Source organism: Neobacillus sp. SAB-20_R2A, assembly GCF_049568635.1.
Lineage (GTDB): Bacteria > Bacillota > Bacilli > Bacillales > Cytobacillaceae > Neobacillus > Neobacillus citreus.
This window is the reverse complement of record NZ_CP145895.1, coordinates 3764915-3785167: the sequence shown is the minus strand read 5'-3', so window position 1 is coordinate 3785167 and position 20253 is coordinate 3764915. Positions and strand designations below refer to the sequence as shown.

Below are 20253 nucleotides of genomic sequence, written 5' to 3'. Positions count from 1 at the left end.
GAAATGGAAAACATCAAAAATATAGATCAGTTTGAGGAGCTAAAAAATAGGGGAAAAGCGGTGGTTATGCTGTTTTCAGCTGACTGGTGCCCGGATTGTCGGTTCATTGATACTTTTATGGACGAAATTATCGAAAACAATCGTGAAGAGTTTGATTTTTATAAAGTAGATTCAGATGCGCGCAAAGACATTTGCGCTGAAGCCGGGGTTATGGGGATTCCGAGTTTAGTGGCCTACAAGAGCGGACGGACACTTGCTGAATTCATCGGCAATGATTCAAAAACGAAGGAACAAATTGAAGAATTCCTGGAGGGTGCCAAAGCGAAATTGTAAGCTGTATGCTGTTTTGCTGTAACCTACTAAATCTTTGGGGGAAAGAAAATGAGAAATAGAAAATTTGGATTATTAACCATTGTATTAGTGCTTTCTCTTTTGGTATCAGCTTGCAGCAGCACAACCTCTAAGAAGAATGAAGAACCGAAAAGCAGCAAAAAACAGGAAGAACAAGTATTGATTTTTGGCAGAGGGGCCGATAGCTATTCCATGGATCCTCAGAACGCCAATGAAATTGAAACATGGCGGGTAACGAAAAACGTCTATGAAACCTTGGTTGAGTACGATCAAAAAACAACGGATGTGGTGCCGGCATTAGCGAAGGAATGGACTACTTCTGATGATGGGAAGGTTTGGACGTTTAAATTGCAGGAAGGCGTTAAGTTCCAAAATGGGACAGATTTTAATGCTGAAGCAGTTGTCTTTAACTTTGAAAGAATGATGGATAAAACGAATCCTTCGCGGTTTGATGGAACATTCTCGGTATACCGCGGCATGTTTAACGGCTTTAAAGGTGATGGAAGTGTGATTGAAGAAGTGAAAGCTATTGATCAAAACACAGTTCAATTTACGCTGGCAAAACCGCAGGCAAACTTCTTAGCGAATCTTGGGATGCATGCGTTTGGCATCATCAGCCCGGAGGCGATTAAAAAATATGGCGCTAAAATCAATGAAAATCCAGTCGGCACAGGACCGTTTAAATTTGAATCTTGGACAAGAAATGATTCAGTTACCCTCGTGAAAAACGAGGACTATTGGAAAAAGGGTTTGCCGAAGCTGGATAAATTGATTTATAAGGTAATTCCTGATAACTCTGCAAGATTAACAGCTTTAAAGAATGGCGAGATCGATATCATGGTTAGTTTAAATCCATCCGATTTAAGTTCAGTAAAAGAGGATAAAAACCTCCAAATTACCCTTCGTCCGCCGTTAAATGTTGGCTACCTGTCGATCAATAATACGAAAGAGCCGCTTAATAATCCAAAGGTTCGTCAAGCTATTAACTATGCGATCGACAAGAAAGGGATTGCGGATGCCTTTTACTATGGTCTAGCCGCACCAGTGAAGAACATGCTGCCATCCTCAAGTTGGGCTTATAACAATGATGTAAAGGATTACGAATACGATGTCGATAAAGCAAAGCAGCTTTTAGCGGAAGCAGGCTATCCAAACGGTTTCGAGCTGCAGTTTTCCGTCACATCCAATTCCCGTATTTACATGCAGCAGCCTGTAAAAATGGTCGAAGCGATGAAAACGAGCCTTGAAAAAGCAGGGATTAAAGTGAAGGTTGTTTCCCTTGAATGGGCGGCTTATATTGACCAGCTTCGAAAGGGTGAACATATGATTGGAATGATTGGCTGGGTTGGCGACAATGGCGATCCGGATAATTTCTTATATTCGATGCTGAGTAAAAATAATGCCGTTAAGGGCGCAGCCCAAAACCATACCTTCTATCAGAATAATGAAGTGAGCGATCTCTTGATGCAGGCAAAATCTGTGATGGACCAAAACGAACGGGCTAAGATTTACAAAAAGGTTCAGGAACTTGTCCATGAAGATGCTCCGTCCGTACCGCTTGTAGAAGTAAAGGAGCCTGTTGTTACGGCTAGTTACGTGAAGGGATACTTCCCTCATCCAACAGGAGCAGAAAATATGTATCAAGTCACGATTGAAAAATAACGAAAGAGAGCCGATGAAGAGATGACAAAACCATTAGATGGGATTAAAGTACTGGACCTTAGCTGGGTATTTTCCGCCCCATATGCAACGCTGATCCTGCAGGATTTAGGGGCGGAAGTAGTTAAGGTAGAAAGGCCTGGAGCGGGTGACCGCTCTAGGTCCATCCCTCCTTTTAAAGGTGATGTAAGCGGTTACTTCTACATGTTAAATCGAGGGAAAAAATCAATCTCCCTCAATATGAAGAGTGACGAAGGAAAGAAGATATTTCTAGAGTTAGCTAAAGAATTTGATGTCATTGTGGAAAATTTCGTAGCCGGAACCGTCGACAAACTTGGCATTGGCTATGAAGCCGTTAAAGAAGTGAATCCCAAAATCATCTATGCTTCATTAAATGGATTCGGCAGTGATGGGCCGTATTCACATCTTCCGTGCATTGATGGGATCGCCCAAGCAATGGGCGGGTTGATGAGCCAAAACGGCCTAGAGGGAGGAAAGCCTTTAAAGACGGGGCCTGCAGTGGCAGATTCATTGTCTGGTATTTATTTAACGGTCGGGATTTTAAGTGCCATTATCGAAAGGAATAAGACGGGGAAGGGCCAGCGAATTGAAGTCAGTATGATGGACAGTGTTTTCTCTGTTCTTGAAGAGACAGTCATCAGAACCAGCATGACTGGCGAGCCGTTAATGGCCCGAGGAAATAAAGACCCGCTTGGAGCGCCATGGGAAGCTTTTCAGACAAGTGATGATAAATGGGTCATTGTCTGTGCTTCCGGCAATGATCGGTTTACAAAGGTTTATCAAGGAATCGGAAGAGATGACATTGTCAAAGAATTTGAAGGGGATGACATCCCTTCGCTTGAGAAACGGGCAGCGAACCTCGATTATTTAAATGAAATTTTTGCAGAATGGGCAAAAAATCGGACAGCCGAGCAAGTATTAAGATTTTTGGCTGATTTGCACATTCCTGCAGGAGAGGTCAAAAACGGAAAAGATTTGATTCATGACCCACACTTAATCGGCAGAAACATGGTGGTCGATGTAGAACATCCGGTCCTCGGGAAAGTGAAGCTTCCGAACCTGCCTATAAAATTCTTTGAGAAAGAAATCGGCCTAAGAAATGACGATACACCAATTGAACCGCAGTTAGGGGAACATAACGAACAAATTTTACAATCCATACTCGGTCTTAAAGAGACAGAAATCAAACAGTTAAGGGAAAAAGGGGTTATCTTTAATTCTAAAATAATAAACTCCACGCATTAAAAAAATGAGGTGACAAGTTCCATGAATTTTAATGAGTACTCGAAATTTGATGCAACCGATTTGGCATCCTTGGTAAATGCAGGGGAGGTGTCCCCCAAGGAATTGGTGCAAGCAGCTTTTGAGGGGATTGAGAAACTAAACCCCGTAATTAATGCTGTCGTAAGTGTTCTCCCAAAGGAATCAATCCAAGAAATCGAAGCGGGTCTACCGGAGGGTCCGTTCACAGGTGTGCCATTTCTTATTAAAGAATCAAGTGCGCAAGCAAAAGGGATTCCAGTCCAGCTTGGTAGCCGGTTTGCTCAAGGAATGAGCACGCCACAAGACACCAATTTGATGGCAAGGTTTCGCAGGACGGGTCTTGTCACAGTAGGAACTTCAACAACTCCAGAATTTGCGTTTAATTTTTCTACAGAATCCGTATTATACGGTCCAACTCGAAATCCATGGAACCCAACTTTAAGTTCAGGAGGGTCGAGCGGAGGAGCTTGTGCATCAGTCGCGGCAGGAATTGTTCCAATCGCTCATGCAAATGACGGGGCCGGTTCCATCCGGCAGCCTGCAGCAGTGAATGGATTAGTCGGTTTAAAGCCAACAAGGGGCCGGATTCCAAATGGACCACATCGACCAGAGATTTTAAATGGACTGGGCAATGAATTTGCCGTGACCCGTACGGTAAGGGATGCTGCAGCATTGCTGGATTCAATAGGGGGAGCGGATCCAGGTGCCCGAAACTGGGTGGAGAATCCGGCTATTTTCTACCTAAATGAAATGAAGAAGAGGCCTAAAAAGCTTCGGATTGCATGGACTGATAAACCTTGGAACAATGCGCCAGTCGAAGAAGAATGCAAGCAGGCCTTATATAAAACGGTTCAAGTATGTGAAGACCTGGGGCACGAGCTTGTGGAAGCTTCGCCAGTGATTAATGCGGAACAGCAGCTTTTAGCTACGCTGCGAATTTGGTCAGCCAATCTTGGCCATAGCATGGAAAAAATCAAAGCAGGTTTAAATCGAATTCCTTCGACAAAAAACCTTGAAGCCTCTAACTGGGCTATTTACCAGTACGGTCAAAACCTGACTGCCTATGATTTATTGGAAGCATTTGAGATTAATAATTCTGTATCAAGGACAGCCGGTCAATTCTTTACAGAATATGATCTATTACTTACACCAGCAATAGCACAATTGCCATGGCCAATTGGCAAGCTTAATGCAAATGATCCTAGTCTTGATGCGGAGCAATGGATTGAAAGAATGATGGCCTACTCGCCATTTACCAATCTGTTTAACACCACTGGACAGCCTGCTATAAGTCTGCCGCTAGGCTGGAGCAGTGAGGGGCTGCCGATTGGGATGCAATTTGCCGCTAGGTTTGGAGATGAAGCTACATTATTCCAAATAGCCGGGCAGCTTGAAGAAGCTCAGCCATGGAAAGATAGAAAACCCAATCTAAATCAGTTACAGCACAAAGTGGTGGAGGGATAAGAGAATGAAAAAAGTGAACAAAATATTCATGGTCTTCACAATTTTGGCTGTCTTGGCGATTGCCGGTTGCAGCGGAAATAAATCAACAGCAAATAAGAGTAAAGAAAAAGAAGACACTTCTGGGGGCACATTAATTTACGGCAGAGCAACAGACACGGTTACTCTGGATCCTCATAATTTAATAGATGCTGAGTCTTCTAGAATATCTAAAAATATTTTTGAAACACTGATAGATTATAAAAAGGATGGAACAGAGGTTGTTCCAAAATTAGCCAAGGAATGGACCGTTAGCGATGATGGAAAGGTTTGGACCTTTAAATTGCAGGAAAATGTGAAATTTCATGATGGAACTGATTTTAACGCAGAGGCGGTTGTTTATAACTTTCAACGGATGATGGACGATTCTCATCCACAGCACAAAGGTGATTTCTCTATTTTTAACAGAACCTTCAAGGGAGTCATTCAAGAAGTCAAAGCGTTGGATGAACATACCGTCGAATTTACTTTGACTGCACCGAACGCTACATTTTTGCCGAACCTGGGAATCACCACTTTTGGCATCATTAGTCCTGCTGCATTAAAGGAGTACGGGGATAATATTAAAGACCATCCTGTCGGAACAGGTCCCTTCAAATTTGTAGAATGGAAGCCCAATGACTCCGTCACGCTTGAAAAAAATGATAAGTACCGGGTTGCTGGTCTCCCTAAGCTTGATAAATTAATGTTTAAAGTAATTCCTGACAATTCCTCCAGATTGACGGCCTTAAAGAATGGCGAAATTGATTTAATGGACGGAATCAATCAAAGTGATTTATCTTCAATAGAAAAGAATGACAGTCTGCAAATCTTTAAACGCCCGGCAGGAAGCCTTGGCTATTTAACATTTAATCTTGCAAAACCACCTTTTGATAATGTTAAGGTCCGCCAAGCGATTAATTATGCCATCAATAAGAAAGGGATTATCGACACTTTCTATGGACCGGTAGCAAAGCCTGCAAAAAATATGCTTCCTCCATTTATTTGGGGATATAACGATGATGTTAAGGGATATGAATATAATCCGGAAAAGGCGAAAGCACTCTTGGCGGAGGCTGGGTTTGCAGGTGGATTTGAAACTGAGTTTTCGATTATGTCAACCGACCGTTCCTATTTCCCACAACCTACAAAGGTAGCGGAAGCGATTAAGTCCGATTTGGCGAAAGTAGGGATTACAGTAAAAATTGTCAACTATGAATGGGCCACTTATTTATCCAAATTGGTAAAAGGTGAATATGCCTTTGCCGGAATAGGCCGGATTAGTGAGAACGGCGACCCTGACAACTTCCTGTTTACCATGTTAAGTTCTGAATCGGTTCAAAACCGCTCCGCTTATAAGAATGAAAAAGTGGATCAATTACTAAGAACCGCACAGACCACGATTGATAAGGAAGAGCGTACAAAGTTATATAAAGAGGTTCAGGAACTGGTATATGAAGATGCTCCAACCATTCCGCTTGCATATGTGGAAACACCGCTGGCTGGCGCTGCATACGTGAAAGGATATGTTCCTCATGCGATTGGCTATGAAAGTTTAGCAGAGGTTTATATAGAAAAGTAATAAACTTACAATCTATTGATAACAGGAGGGAAAGAATGGAGCCGCTGCTTTCAGTTCAAAACTTGAAAACGCACTTTTTTACAGATAATGGCGTGGTTCGCTCCGTTGACGGTGTCAGTTTCACCGTTAACGAGGGCGAAACGCTTGGCATTGTGGGAGAGTCGGGTTCAGGAAAAAGTGTTACCGCCCTCTCCATAATGCAATTACTGCCACCCAGAAAAGGCAAAATTGTCGAAGGCAGCATCCGATTTGAAGATGTTGACCTCACCAAATTGACTGATAAGAAGATGCGCAAGATTCGCGGCAATGAAATTGCGATGATCTTCCAAGAACCGATGACAAGCCTAAACCCCAGCTACACAATTGGCAATCAAATTGGAGAAGCCCTGAGACTCCATATGAAATTAAATCGAAAAGAAGCAGAAGAAAGAAGCATTGAGCTGCTTACTCAAGTTGGAATTCCCCGTGCTGAGAAAATTGTGAAGGATTACCCCCATCGATTGTCCGGCGGGATGCGGCAACGCGTCATGATTGCGATGGCCCTAGCCTGCAATCCTAAACTGATTATTGCGGACGAACCGACAACGGCACTCGATGTGACGATACAGGCGCAAATTTTGGAACTGATTCAACAAATGAAGAAGAAAAGCAATACTTCCATCATGATGATTACCCATGACCTTGGCGTCGTTTCAGAAGTATGTGACCGGGTCATTGTCATGTATGCAGGCAGGGTTGTCGAAGAAGCGGATGTAAAAACGATATTTTCTTCACCGTCCCATCCTTATACAAAAGGATTAATCGAATCCATCCCGACCCTCGAAGAAGAGGTCGAGTGGCTGGAAACCATCCCGGGAAATGTCCCCATTCCATCGGAAATGCCGGAGGGCTGTAAATTTGCCACTCGATGTAAATTTGCGATGGAAGAATGTTTAAATGCAGAGCCTGAACTTTATGAGATTGATCCAGGCCAAAAATCCCGCTGTTTTTTGGCAAAGGAGGTTAAACATGCCGTCACCGTTACTTGAAGTAAAGGATTTAAAAGTACATTTCCCTATCAAAAGCGGCTTTTTCGGAAGGAACACGAATGTTGTAAAGGCCATCGATGGGGTGAATTTTCATATCTTCGAGAATGAAACATTTGGGTTGGTGGGGGAATCAGGCTGCGGCAAATCGACGACCGGTAAAGCGATTTTGCGGTTAATTAATTCGACGGACGGGGAGATTTTGTTTCAAGGAAAAGAGATTTCTAAGATTCCTCATAAGGAAATGAGACCGGTTTACAGTGATATTCAGTTGATATTTCAGGACCCATACGCATCACTCAATCCTAGAAAAACCGCTGGTGATTTAATTGAAGAACCAATGATTGTCAATACGGATTTTAGTCCAGAACAGCGAAAAAGAAGGGTACATGAGCTATTGGAGGTAGTCGGGTTAAGTGCCTACCATGCTTCTAGATACCCGCATGAATTTTCAGGGGGACAACGGCAGCGGATCGGGATTGCCAAAGCGCTTTCTTTGAATCCAAAACTAATCATTGCTGATGAAGCCGTCTCGGCCCTGGACGTTTCAATCCAATCGCAGGTACTGAATTTATTAAGACAATTGCAACGCGATTTCGGCTTAACATACTTATTTATTTCCCATGATTTAAGTGTTGTGAAGCATATTAGCGACAGAATTGGCGTGATGTATTTAGGAAAAATAGTGGAACAGGGCAGCAAGAAAAGTTTATACGAAACCCCCCTGCATCCCTATACACAAGCATTATTTTCAGCCGCACCAAGCATCAACCATGAAAAGAAACGGGAGCGGATTGTACTCAAAGGGGATTTGCCAAATCCAATCAATCCGCCGAAGGGTTGTCCGTTTCATCCGCGCTGCTTTGTCAAAATGGCTGAGTGCGAAACCGTTAAGCCAGAATTACGATACGCAGGTGATGGACACTATGTTGCCTGCCATCTTTATAAATAACGGCAAAGGAGGTGCAGGGAAGCTTGTCTAACTATATTACCCGCCGTATATTGCAATTATTTCCAGTTTTGATCGGAATGTCGATCATTGTTTTTTCTATCATCCACGCCATCCCGGGGGACCCAGCGACCGTTATACTTGGCGATCAGGCCACACCGGCTGCCGTCAATGACCTAAGAGAGGAAATGGGATTGAACAAACCTCTTACCACTCAATATTTCTCTTATGTTTCGGATATTGTGACGGGAGATTTTGGAACGTCATTAAAAACAAAAAAGCCAATCCAAGAAGAAATCATGCCGTATTTAACGGCAACCATTGAATTAATGATCATGAGTATGCTGATTGCCATCATCATCGGGGTAAATGCCGGAATTATCGCGGCCTGGAGAAGAGCATCCTGGTTTGATTATACGGCGATGTTAATCGCTTTAATGGGAGTATCGATACCGGTCTTCTGGCTAGGCCTTATGGAACAGTGGATTTTTGCTGAGAAACTAAGCTGGCTGCCCTCAACAGGACGAATGAATGCAAGGGAACCGGTTGAAGCGATTACTGGACTCCTTTTATTTGATACATTGATACAAGGAAATTGGGCAGGGTTTTGGGATGTATTCAAGCATTTAATTTTACCAAGTATTGCTTTGGGAACCATTCCAATGGCGGTAATAGCAAGGATTACCAGGTCAAGCATGCTTGAAGTGTTGGAATTGGATTATGTCCGGACTGCCCGTGCCAAAGGACTGTCGGGATTCTGGGTGCTTTATAAACATGCTTTAAAAAATGCTTTTGCACCAATTTTAACAATCATCGGCATGCTGACAGGATTATTGTTAGGTGGCGCCGTTCTGACGGAAACCATTTTCGGCTGGCCAGGTGTGGGCCGCTATATTTATGATGCGATTGGTTCTCGCGATTACCCTGTCATCCAAACCGGAATTTTAATTATTGCCACCATATTTGTGTTTGTAAATTTAATCGTCGATATCCTCTATTCACTTTTAGATCCGCGAATTAATTACCGTTAAGGAGGGAGGAATTTGAAAACAGTCTTACAACCGGTAGCTGATAAACCTACCTTCAATAAATCTACTAAAAAATCATTGTGGCTGGAAGCTTGGAAAAAGCTGAAAAAGCAGCGTCCCGCCATGATTGGATTAGGAATTGTCGTCGTCTTTATCTTGATGGGCATATTGGCCCCTGTTCTTACGTCGCAGCCCTACGATGGATTTAATCCGCAGAAAACCCTTATATCTCCCAATGCAAACCATTGGTTTGGAACGGATGACCAGGGCAGGGACATTTATACACGAATTATTTATGGCGCAAGAATTTCATTATGGATTGGCTTCTTCTCGGTCATTGGTTCGATTATCGTCGGCTCACTTCTTGGCTTAATTGCAGGTTATTATGGAAAATGGCTTGATACCATCATTTCACGATTCTTTGATATTATGCTGGCGTTTCCAAGTATTCTGCTTGCCATCGCGATTGTAGCGATCTTAGGTCCGAGCCTCTTTAATGCACTGGTGGCCATCGCGATTATTAACATTCCTACGTACGGCCGTTTGATTCGGTCGCGAGTGTTAAGTGTAAAGGAAGAAGAATACATCGCTGCCGCAAAAATAACTGGCATGTCCGATAGACGTCTACTGTTTCAGCATGTACTTCCTAACTCGATTACGCCAATTATTGTACAAGGCACATTAGGCATTGCCACTGCTATTTTAGAAGCAGCTGCATTAGGTTTTTTGGGACTGGGTGCGCAGCCAGGCGAACCAGAATGGGGAAAGATGCTGGCCGATTCCAGACAATTTATCACGAGTGCTCCTTGGACTTTATTGTTCCCAGGCTCCGCCATCATGCTGATTGTCCTTGGTTTTAATATGTTTGGTGACGGGCTTCGGGACGCCTTAGACCCGAAAATGAAATAAGATTCATTTTAAAACTCAAAATAGAAGAATTTTTCTTCTGTTTTGAGTTTTTTTATATCTCAGTATTTAGAAGGGATAGTAGTACTTCTATTGTTGTATAAATCGGATATTTCCCGTTCAAAATATTTCATCGTTTTTTGGTTTTCGATAGAAAAGGCTTTATTTTTCAATGTAGCCATTCCTAGAAGACTATTTTTATTAACATCCTCGATTAACGGAATTGCAAGAATTTCCCCGCTTTTGACAAAGGGGTTGGTACTGACCTCTGACTCTGTTTCAATTGCAATCGCCAGCCCATTGCGGACTGTCTCGGAAATGTTCTCGTTGTTGTTAGTGGTAAATAACAATTTAAGCGGCCCGTACTGCTGATTAAAAATTTTAAAAAACCAGTTCATATATTCTCCATTAAACATCACAAAGGTTTGGTCCGTAATATCTTTAGGTTCTAAAAACGCGGAATAAGCCAAAGGAGAGGCAGGGTCTACTAATACAAAAAAATGAATGGGGGACAACTTTGTGAATGAGATGCTGTTTCTATATTTTAATGTCTCATCATAGATCACTAGAATCCCTAAATCTATTTCCTTTTTAAGGATACATTCCGTGATATGCAGGGAACTTTTTTCAACCAGAGCAATTTCCTGCTGGGGAAATTCCCGTTTGATATCAGCAAGCAGCTTTGGCAGAATCGGCAAATGCAGCCCGGACACAATTCCGATTGTTAACCGACTCTTTGCAGCTATTTTGTATTTCTCAGCTTCTAATTGCAACCTATTTAAATTTTGTAGGACGTCCATAGCAATGGTAACCAGTTGTTTTCCTGCTTCTGTTGGTTTCACCCCATTATGGTGCCTCTCAAATAGTTTAACCCCTAATTCATTCTCCAGTTTTGTGATGGACTGGCTGATGGCAGACTGGGAAATATGGAGTGCTTGGCCAGCTTTTGAAAAAGAACGTAATTCCATGACTGAGACTATGTATTCCAACTGCTCGATTTGCAAACTATGTCACCACCTTGGATATTATTAACTCAATAATTTTGTCTATTTCTATTATTGGCTTTACAAACGGAAAATCCTTCTTTTTAGGTATAAGTAATACTTATACATGTATTAAAAATCAATATTTTACTAGGAAGAAAATTAATTTTATAATGTGTATATAATATATAATATTCTAAATAATCAAATTAAAAATGGAGTTTGGTTTAAAAATTATATTAATAAAATAAAAGGAGTAAACGGTAGTATCGGAAGGGAGATGATTATATGCAAGCATTGAAAAATAAGGAAGTCGTTACCACCGGTTCGAAGCAAAATGCCCAGTTGAAAAAATTATTATCAAAATGGGATTTGTTAACAATTGGTGTAGGGGCTGCGGTTGGTTGGACATGGGTAATGTATGCCGGGGTTTGGACATCGGTTCCTGGCAGTATGGGAGGGGTGTTTGCCTTCTTGGTTGGCGGTATTCTTTGCTCCTTTGTCGGGCTCGCCTATGCCGAGCTTGCTTCAGCGATGCCGCGGGCAGGCGGGGACATAGTATACACATTTAAAGGGTTAGGTGACCGTTGGGCTTTTTTCGCAGGGGCCTGTGTGGGATATGGGCTACTTACATTAATTGTGGTTGAGACCATCATGCTGCCGATTATTCTTAGTGCACTGGGATTCCCATTGCCCAAAATAGGAGCATTATACAGCGTTGGTGGAGAAACAATTTATGCGTCCTATGTAATTGTTTCGATTTTGTTTAACTTTTTCTTTGCCCATCTTAATATGAAAGGCGTCGAGTTTTCAAAAGTTTTTCAAACGATTACAGTTGCCGTTATGCTGATGGCAGCCGTCTTTTATGTCATCGTCGGTGTCAGCCTGGGAGATATAAACAACGCCAATCCATTGGTTTCTTCTTTATCGGGAATTTCCTTAACCTTATTAATGGTACCGGGATTCTTGGCAGGGTTTAATGTTGTCGCCCAAGCAGCGGAAGAAACTAATGTGAAACCAAAAATGATTGGCAGACTTGTTGTCGTTACAGTTTGGGCAAGTGCTGCGTTCTATATTCTGATTATTATCGGGACAGGCTTTTCAGCCAATTTGGAAATGCGCCAGACCGCCAAAATTGTCGTTCTCGATTCATTGGTCCAGCTGTTCCATGGCTCGCAAACCGCCAAAATATTTGTCGCGATTGCAGCTTTGATAGGGATGTTAACATCCTGGAATGCCGCTTATCTAGCCGGAAGCAGGGTATTGTTTGCGCTCGGCAGGGCCAAATATATTTCAAAGGCCTTTTCAGAGCTGCATAGGATCAATAAGACACCGGCCAAAGCTGTCATGTTCTTATTCATTTTAAGCAGTTTAGGAGCGTTCCTTGGGACGAGTCAATTGATATTTATGAATATTGTAAATGTTTCTGGCTTTATGATGGTTTGTTCTTGGTTATTGGTCGTCATCACCTTTATGGTGCTAAGGAAAAAAGAGCCGAATTTATATCGCCCTTATCGAGTTGCATATGGCGGGGTGGTAGGGTGGTTAGCCATTTTTTCTCTTGTTTTCTTTCTATTCTTATACACACCTTTAAACCCTTTGGGAGGTTTGAAGGTTCCTGAATTAATAGTTTTATCCATCATCATTCTGACGATACTTGCTTTTTATTTTAAAAATGTCCATCGCAGCAACGTTAGTAGAGAAGAACGGGAAAAACTAATATTCAACGATAACGGAGAATAAAGATAAAAGAGGGTGACCCCAAAAGAAATTTTACTTTGGAGACATCCTCTTTTTTTTACTTAGACAGTTTATTAAATAATTATTAATAAAATAAACGTCGAAATGCAGATTCCTTTAAATATTGTAACTGGAGGGTAGTTTATAAATATTAAATTTTTATTAATGGGTAGATAAACCAATTGACAGGAAAAAGGATGATGTGCGATTATAGTTAACACAAATTATTTCGTATGCGAAATATTCGTATAGTAAATAATACCTAAAAAAGGAGGAGGGGACATGAAGACTGCATATAACAGTGAGATTCTGAATTCATTTTCAGATATAAGCAAGCTTCTCTTTAAAGTGTCGAAAAAAGATGCTGATAAGAACGGATTAACCGTTGTTCAGTTGAAGGCTTTGTATAAAATTTCCCAGCGACCAAATCTTGGATTAGTGGAACTGGCTGAAATCCTGAAATTAACGAACAGTACCGTCAGCGGGGTAGTCGACCGGCTTGTGCAAAGCGGTTTTGTCGAACGCCGCAATCCGCCCCATGACCGCAGGTCCATTACTATTCATCTAACGGAAAAAGGGGAAGAGAAATTGGAACAAGCGATATTGAATGAATCAGAGCTTGTCCAAAAGCTTAACAAGATTAAGCAATTGCCGGATGCGGATATTCAGCATTTATTGCGCATTCACAAGCAAATCCAAGATATTTTAAGTGAATAAAGGAGGACTTTATATTTATGAACGCAAAACGCATGATTTTAATAAATGTCATACTACTGATTATTTTAGTAGGTGGAGGCTTTGCGGGGTATTATTACTTTAATCAATCAGTAAACTATTTATCCACTGATAACGCCCAAATTGCCGGACAGCAGGTAAGTGTTGCTGCACCTGCAACTGGAAAATTGACAAAATGGACTGGAAAGACAGGCGATACATTCGCAAAGGATGACACGATTGGCACAGTTCAAATGGTAAGTGACAAAGGAGCAGTTGATGTGGATATTAAAGCTCCTGCTGACGGCACCATTGTCCAAACAAATGCAGTGGAAAATACAATGGTTGCTGCCGGAACACCGCTTGCTGTCAGCTATGACCTTGACCATCTATGGGTAACAGCCAATGTCAAAGAAACCGATTTAAATGATGTGAAAGCGGGCCAGGATGTTGATATTTATGTTGATGCGTTTCCAAACATCACCCTAAACGGCAAGGTTGAAGAAATTGGCTTGGCAACAGCAGGCACTTTCTCACTTTTACCAAAAAACAATGCTTCAGGAAACTACACAAAAGAAACACAGGTCGTTCCTGTCAAAATTTCGCTTGATCATTATGGAGAAAGATTAGTTCCTGGTATGAATGTGACAGTGCGAATTCATAAGTAGGTGATGACATGTCCATATACCTTATAGGCTATATTCTAATATCGGTCCTTCTTTTAATAATTGTTAACGTAATGTTGAAAAAACAGTATAAATCTAGTAAACAGGAACTGCAGGCTGCAAATGTAGACCAGCCTGAACAAGAAAATCGCACTGCTTCAATGAAGAAAGAAGTTGAGCAGTCAATAGAAGACGAACAATCTGAACAAAATCCTCCTAGTGAAGCAGTGGAAAAGACGAAAGAAAAAGAACAACCAGCAAGAAAGCCGGCAGCCACTTCCGTAACGGCTGAGCAATTTGAAGGAAAGCGTGGGAAAGTGGTTGCGGCCATGATGCTTGGTGCGTTTGTGGCAATCTTGAATCAAACGTTATTGAATGTGGCGATTCCACATATCATGAATGATTTAGGAATCTCCGCAAGCACAGTTCAATGGCTTTCGACAGGGTATATGTTAACGAACGGTATCATCATACCAATCACTGCTTTTTTAACGGCAAGGCTTGGGACGAGGAAATTATTTATTTTTGCCGTCATATCCTTTACCCTGGGATCCGTGATCTGCTCGATTTCGCCAACTTTTTCGTTGTTAATGTTGGGAAGGATTGTCCAGGCAGCGGGTGCCGGTATCATTATGCCGCTCTTGATGACGGTATTTCTGACCATATACCCGCCAAATCAGCGTGGAGCGGCGATGGGCTTGATGGGTGTCGCTATGCTATTTGCCCCGGCAATCGGTCCAACCTTGTCAGGATGGCTGATTGGGCATTATGATTGGCGTGTGCTATTTGATATTGTCATTCCGTTTGGCATTTTGTCCATAATCCTGGCGTCTGTTTGGATGGTGGATGTTACCGAGGTAACGAAGCCAAAATTTGATACTCCTGGATTTATTTTATCCACGCTTGGTTTAGGGTTCTTACTATACGGCTTTAGTGAAGCGGGGAATAATGGCTGGGAAAGTGCTAAGGTTGTGGTTACGCTAGCGGTTGGTGTGATTGGTTTAATTGCCTTTATCTGGCGGGAATTGACCACAGATCAGCCGATGCTCGAATTGCGTGTGTTTAAATACGACATCTTTGCTTTAACCACGATTATCGGCATGATCATCAATATGGCAATGTTTGCCGCAATGATTTTACTGCCAATTTATCTGCAAAATATTCGCGGCTTTACAGCTCTGGACTCAGGGCTGTTAATGCTTCCGGGTGCCATTGTGATGGCGGTAATGATGCCGATTTCCGGAAAGCTCTTTGATAAAATGGGTGCGCGCTGGCTGGCTGTGTTCGGTCTGATTATTACGGTTATCACAACATGGCAATTTGCAAAATTAACGATGTCTACATCCTATGGCTACATTATGCTGCTTTATGTTATGCGAATGTTTGGGATGTCTTTCTTAGCGATGACGGTTCAGACAGAGGGCATGAATCAGCTCCCTCTAAGGCTGGCAGGACATGGAACATCCGCTTCAAACACAGCAAGAACCGTTGCCGGAAGTCTCGGTACAGCCTTCCTTGTTACTGTTATGACAACGAGAAGTGAATTTCATTCAGCGAATTTCACGAATGTGGTTACAAGTGCTAACCCATACCTAGCCGCTAAATTATCTGGTCTGGGTCAGGGGCTTGCCGCCATGGCGGGGATTCCTATTCAACAAGGGAAGATGCTGGCGACCTATTCTATTTATGGTGAAGCCATGAAGGAGGCCACGATTAGCGGTATCAATGACGCTTTTGTCGTTGCGACGGGAATCGCGGCAGTTGCTTTGCTGCTGGCATTCTTTATCAAAAGAGCAAGACCTGGTGCTGAGAAATAGTAATTTTACCAAGAACAAATGCCTGCCGAAGTGGCAGGCATTTGTTTTAATAAATTTTATCTCCATTAAAGATCGAATTCTTCACGACTACATAATCAACAGTGCGGATATCCTTCAATTTGTTTCCGCCTGCATAGGAGATAGAGGACTGAAGATCCTGTTCCATCTCAATTAAAGTATCAATTAATTTTCCTTTATGTTCCACGTACATTTTTTTGCCTTCAACATTTTTTCGTTCGCCTTTTTGGAATTCTGAAGCAGAACCGAAATATTCCTTAAAGCACTTTCCATCCTTTTCGAATGTTTCACCAGGAGATTCTTCGTGACCCGCGAATAACGATCCAATCATCACCATGGATGCCCCGAAACGGACGGACTTTGCAATATCACCGTGGGTGCGGATTCCGCCGTCCGCGATAATCGGCTTGCTTGCGGCTTTTGCGCACCATCTTAGGGCAGCAAGCTGCCAGCCTCCAGTACCGAATCCGGTCTTAATTTTCGTAATACATACTTTACCTGGTCCAATACCGACCTTAGTAGCATCTGCTCCGGCATGCTCTAACTCTCTTACGGCTTCAGGTGTTCCAACGTTACCGGCGATGACAAAGCTACCAGGAATTAGTTTTTTAATATGCTTAATCATATCAATAACGGCATTGGAATGACCATGTGCGATATCGATGGTAATAAATTCAGGTGTCAAGTTCTCATCGGCAAGCTGCTGGACGAATTCATATTCTCCTTCCTTCACACCTACGCTGATGGATGCGATTAGGCCTCGTGTTTGCATATCTTTCACAAATTCAAGACGCGTTTCCGGCTGGAAACGGTGCATGATATAGAAGTAACCGTTTTCGGCTAAGAAAATAGCAATTTTTTCATCGATGATCGTCTGCATGTTTGCAGGGACGACCGGTAATTTAAATTTATGACCGCCAAATTCGACGCTTGTGTCACACTCAGAACGGCTCTTTACGATTGATTTTGCGGGAATTAGTTGAATATCTTCGTAATCAAATACTGTATCCATGAAATAACACTCCTAAACACGAATATTATATAAAGTTTATGTTTTTATTGTTCGTACATTTGATAATTTACAGCATTTTTATCCAAATGTCAAAACATTTTCATTTTTATTTTTTCTAATTTAATGTAACACAATGGACCGAGTTTCATTCTAGAGTAGCAATCTAGACAATCTTTTTAAAAAGAAAATACATGCAGGCTATCAAAGTGTTGGGGGGCAGACTCCAGCGCTTTTTTTTAACGTGTAACTATAGACGAATTGAATACTTCTATTAAAAATCAATATTTTACGAAAGGACAATTTATATGGTTAAATAAAACAAAATATTCAATTAATTCAGCAACCTAAACAAGACTATTAGTTATCTTACAACAAAAGGTTTTGTATTTTTGAAAAACTGATTAAGGAGGAAATCAACAGTGAAGTACAATTTTGACATCGAAATTAATAGGCATAATACAGCTTCTGCAAAATGGGATGAAACAGAGAATTTATTCGGGGAAAAGAATTTACTTCCTATGTGGGTGGCCGATATGGACTTTCAATCACCGGCGCCAGTGATCGAAGCAATCATCAAAAAGGCTGAGCATGGAATCTTTGGCTACACCACACGTCCAGATTCCTATTATCGTGCAATTATCGATTGGATGCAGGAAAGGTACAACTGGAGGGTACAAAAAGAATGGATTTGCTATAGTCCAGGTGTGGTACCGGCATTAAATTATCTTGTGCAAACCTTTACGAATCCTGGAGACAAAATTGTGATCCAGCCCCCGGTTTATTATCCGTTTACTAATGCGATTGTCAATAATAACCGTCAAGTTGTTTATAACCATCTAAAACATGAAAACGGTAATTACTCGATGGACCTTGAAGACCTGCGAAATAGAATCGATGAGAACGTCAAAATGCTGATTCTCTGCAATCCTCATAACCCATCAGGACGTGTCTGGACAAAAGAAGAGTTGACTGAGCTAGGGAAGATTTGTATTGAGAACAACATTCTCATTGTGTCCGATGAAATCCATTGTGACTTAGTTTTTAAAGGAAAAACACATACAGTCTTTGCCTCCATTTCTGAAGAATTTGCTGAGCATACCATTGTCTGTACGGCTCCTAGCAAAACCTTTAATTTAGCAGGCTTACAGACTTCCAATATCATCATCCCCAATCAAAAGCTGAGAGATGAATTTAATGCGACCATGAATCGATTGTCTCTAAGGCATACGAATACATTTGGGATTGTGGCAACTGAAAGCGCTTATCGTTTTGGCGGTGAATGGCTGGAACAAGCTGTTGATTATATTGAAAAAAACCTAAATTTCCTGAGCGAATATATGGAAAACAATATCAAGGAAATCAAAGTGATCAAACCAGAGGCTAGCTATCTTGTCTGGCTGGACTGCCGGGAACTTGGTTTAGATAAAGAAGGTCTCCAACAACTCATGTTAAAGCACGCCAATGTTGCTTTTAATCAAGGCTACACCTATGGACCGGGAGGAGAAGGATTTATTCGAATGAACATCGGCTGTCCGAGATCCATTTTAGAAGAGGGGCTGAAAAGACTAGAAAAGGCAGTAAAAAGTCATCAAGGTACTGCGGCAAAAATTTAAATATAAAAAACTAGTAAAAAGGGATGGTGAAGGGAATTTGAGTAATCAGGAAGCAAAGTTGAAGAAGGTTCTGGGTCTTGGAGATGCGATGGGAATTGCGGTAGGTCAAATCATTGGTGCGGGTATCATGTCCCTAACTGGGATCGCGATTGGTATGACCGGAACGGGTGTGGTTTTAGCTTTTGTTCTATCATCAATCTTTACCTTGTTTAAGGTAATGCCCACTGCCATTATGGGAGCAGCAATTCCAACCACCGGGGGATTTTACCGATATTCCAGTCGTCTCTTGTCACCTAAGTTAGGGTTCTTCTGGCTTCTGCTGTTCATCATTACACAATTGACCATTGCATTGTATGCGCTATCATTTGCGGATTACTTACAAAGCTTGTATCCTAGTGTCCCAATTAAACTAGTTGCTTTTATCATGTTAACAGTTTTCTATATCACCAACCTTGTCGGCGTAAAAGTGGCTGCAATTGCTGAAAAAATTATGGTCATCGTCTTGGTCATTTCCCTTGGTTTGTTCGTGGCGTGGGGGGTTCCGGAGATTAATTATTCCGTATTTAACACGAGAGAAATGTTCCCAGGAGGAATTACCGGTTTCCTTTCGGCAGTTGCCTTGCTCTCCTTTGCTACTGGAGGCGCTCAATATGTTGCCGAACTTGGCGGAGAAATGAAAAATCCAGGCCGTGATATACCTCTAACGATTATCACCACAACGGTTGGAGTCGGAATTCTATATGCCTTAATGGCGGCCGTTGCTTCAAGTGTTCTCCCAGTTGCCGACGTGGCCAATAAGCCTTTGACGGAAGTAGCCAGAACGATCCTGCCTGAGCCTGTTTTCTTCTTCTTTATTATTGGCGGTGCGATGTTTGCGCTGGCGACCACCTTAAATGCGCAAATGTCATGGGCCACGAAAGGAATCCTGATTGCCTGTGAAGATGGCTGGCTGCCAAAGAAACTAGGGGTGGTCAGCAGTAAATTTGGTACACCAATTTTGATTCTAACTCTTTTTTATCTGATTGGATTAATTCCGATAATTTCAGGATTTTCTCTAACCGTAATTGCATCATTAGGAAGCGGCATCGGATTTTTTGCTAACCTCATTCCAATTATCGCAGCAACAAGGCTTCCAAAAAAATATCCGGAGTTATATGAGAAATCAAAATTCAAATTTAATCCAAAGATCTTATACGGGATTGTAGGGATTGCAATCGTCCTTTCCGTGGTTCAAGGCTATCTTCTGCTGAAGAACTTAACTGCCGGCTTGCTGGTTGGAGTGTTAATTTACATCGTTTGTTCTGCTTTTTACGTCATGATTGCGTCGAAGTCACAAAAATTAAAATCAGGAGAAGAGTTAGGTTTTAATGCTGAGCCCGAGATAGAATCTGACATTAACATAAAGGCACTGTAATGAAAATGAATTTG

17 protein-coding genes are annotated in these 20253 nt (G+C 41.9%); 15 read left to right on the top strand and 2 right to left on the bottom strand.

Features of this window, described 5'->3' with window-relative positions:
* Positions 1–3: 3 nt before the first annotated feature.
* The 9 genes from V5M37_RS18325 to V5M37_RS18285 are packed head-to-tail and all read left to right on the top strand — an operon-like array spanning position 4 to position 10266.
* Positions 4–333, top strand: a complete 330-nt coding sequence (locus V5M37_RS18325; protein ID WP_423798595.1) for a thioredoxin family protein — start codon at positions 4–6, stop codon at positions 331–333.
* Between the two features lie 48 nt (positions 334–381).
* Positions 382–2013: an ABC transporter substrate-binding protein gene (locus tag V5M37_RS18320; protein ID WP_423798594.1), complete on the top strand. Its 1632-nt coding sequence runs from the start codon at positions 382–384 to the stop codon at positions 2011–2013.
* Between the two features lie 21 nt (positions 2014–2034).
* Positions 2035–3276, top strand: a complete 1242-nt coding sequence (locus V5M37_RS18315; protein WP_423798593.1) for a CaiB/BaiF CoA transferase family protein — start codon at positions 2035–2037, stop codon at positions 3274–3276.
* Positions 3277–3297: 21 nt separating this feature from the next.
* Positions 3298–4758 (top strand): amidase, encoded by a 1461-nt coding sequence (locus tag V5M37_RS18310; protein WP_423798592.1) that lies wholly within the window; start codon positions 3298–3300, stop codon positions 4756–4758.
* 4 nt (positions 4759–4762) lie between these two features.
* On the top strand, positions 4763–6355 hold the full coding sequence (locus V5M37_RS18305) for an ABC transporter substrate-binding protein (protein WP_423798591.1): 1593 nt from the start codon (positions 4763–4765) through the stop codon (positions 6353–6355).
* Positions 6356–6390: 35 nt separating this feature from the next.
* Complete coding sequence (locus tag V5M37_RS18300; RefSeq protein ID WP_423798590.1) at positions 6391–7383, top strand: ABC transporter ATP-binding protein; 993 nt, start codon at positions 6391–6393, stop codon at positions 7381–7383.
* A complete protein-coding gene (locus V5M37_RS18295) occupies positions 7364–8332 on the top strand; it encodes an ABC transporter ATP-binding protein (protein ID WP_423798589.1) in 969 nt (322 codons plus the stop codon). Before V5M37_RS18300 ends, V5M37_RS18295 begins: the two co-directional genes overlap by 20 nt.
* 23 nt (positions 8333–8355) lie before the next feature.
* Positions 8356–9360, top strand: coding sequence for an ABC transporter permease (locus V5M37_RS18290; RefSeq protein WP_423798588.1), 1005 nt, complete (start codon positions 8356–8358; stop codon positions 9358–9360).
* A 12-nt stretch (positions 9361–9372) separates the two neighbouring features.
* Positions 9373–10266: an ABC transporter permease gene (locus tag V5M37_RS18285; protein ID WP_423798587.1), complete on the top strand. Its 894-nt coding sequence runs from the start codon at positions 9373–9375 to the stop codon at positions 10264–10266.
* 59 nt (positions 10267–10325) lie between these two features.
* Here V5M37_RS18285 and V5M37_RS18280 read toward each other — a convergent pair whose 3' ends face one another.
* The gene (locus V5M37_RS18280; protein ID WP_423798586.1) at positions 10326–11267 is read right to left on the bottom strand and encodes a LysR family transcriptional regulator; all 942 of its coding nucleotides are present in this window, start codon (positions 11265–11267) and stop codon (positions 10326–10328) included.
* 267 nt (positions 11268–11534) lie between these two features.
* On the opposite strand from V5M37_RS18280, the gene V5M37_RS18275 reads away from it, so the two are divergent.
* The 4 genes from V5M37_RS18275 (at position 11535) to V5M37_RS18260 (ending at position 16182) form a co-directional block, all read left to right on the top strand.
* Positions 11535–12989 carry an APC family permease gene (locus V5M37_RS18275; protein WP_423798585.1) on the top strand — a complete coding sequence of 485 codons (1455 nt, stop codon included), beginning with the start codon at positions 11535–11537 and terminating at the stop codon, positions 12987–12989.
* Between the two features lie 279 nt (positions 12990–13268).
* On the top strand, positions 13269–13703 hold the full coding sequence (locus tag V5M37_RS18270; RefSeq protein WP_423798584.1) for a MarR family winged helix-turn-helix transcriptional regulator: 435 nt from the start codon (positions 13269–13271) through the stop codon (positions 13701–13703).
* Between the two features lie 17 nt (positions 13704–13720).
* Positions 13721–14368, top strand: a complete 648-nt coding sequence (locus V5M37_RS18265; protein WP_423798583.1) for an efflux RND transporter periplasmic adaptor subunit — start codon at positions 13721–13723, stop codon at positions 14366–14368.
* Positions 14369–14376: 8 nt separating this feature from the next.
* Positions 14377–16182 carry a DHA2 family efflux MFS transporter permease subunit gene (locus V5M37_RS18260; protein WP_423798582.1) on the top strand — a complete coding sequence of 602 codons (1806 nt, stop codon included), beginning with the start codon at positions 14377–14379 and terminating at the stop codon, positions 16180–16182.
* A 46-nt stretch (positions 16183–16228) separates the two neighbouring features.
* Here the strand turns inward: V5M37_RS18260 and guaC are convergent, their stop codons facing one another.
* Complete coding sequence (guaC, locus tag V5M37_RS18255; RefSeq protein WP_423798581.1) at positions 16229–17212, bottom strand: GMP reductase; 984 nt, start codon at positions 17210–17212, stop codon at positions 16229–16231.
* Between the two features lie 419 nt (positions 17213–17631).
* On the opposite strand from guaC, the gene V5M37_RS18250 reads away from it, so the two are divergent.
* On the top strand, positions 17632–18825 hold the full coding sequence (locus tag V5M37_RS18250; protein WP_423798580.1) for a MalY/PatB family protein: 1194 nt from the start codon (positions 17632–17634) through the stop codon (positions 18823–18825).
* Between the two features lie 37 nt (positions 18826–18862).
* Entirely contained in the window at positions 18863–20239 is a 1377-nt protein-coding gene (locus tag V5M37_RS18245; protein WP_423798579.1) for an APC family permease, read from the top strand.
* Positions 20240–20253: the final 14 nt, after the last annotated feature.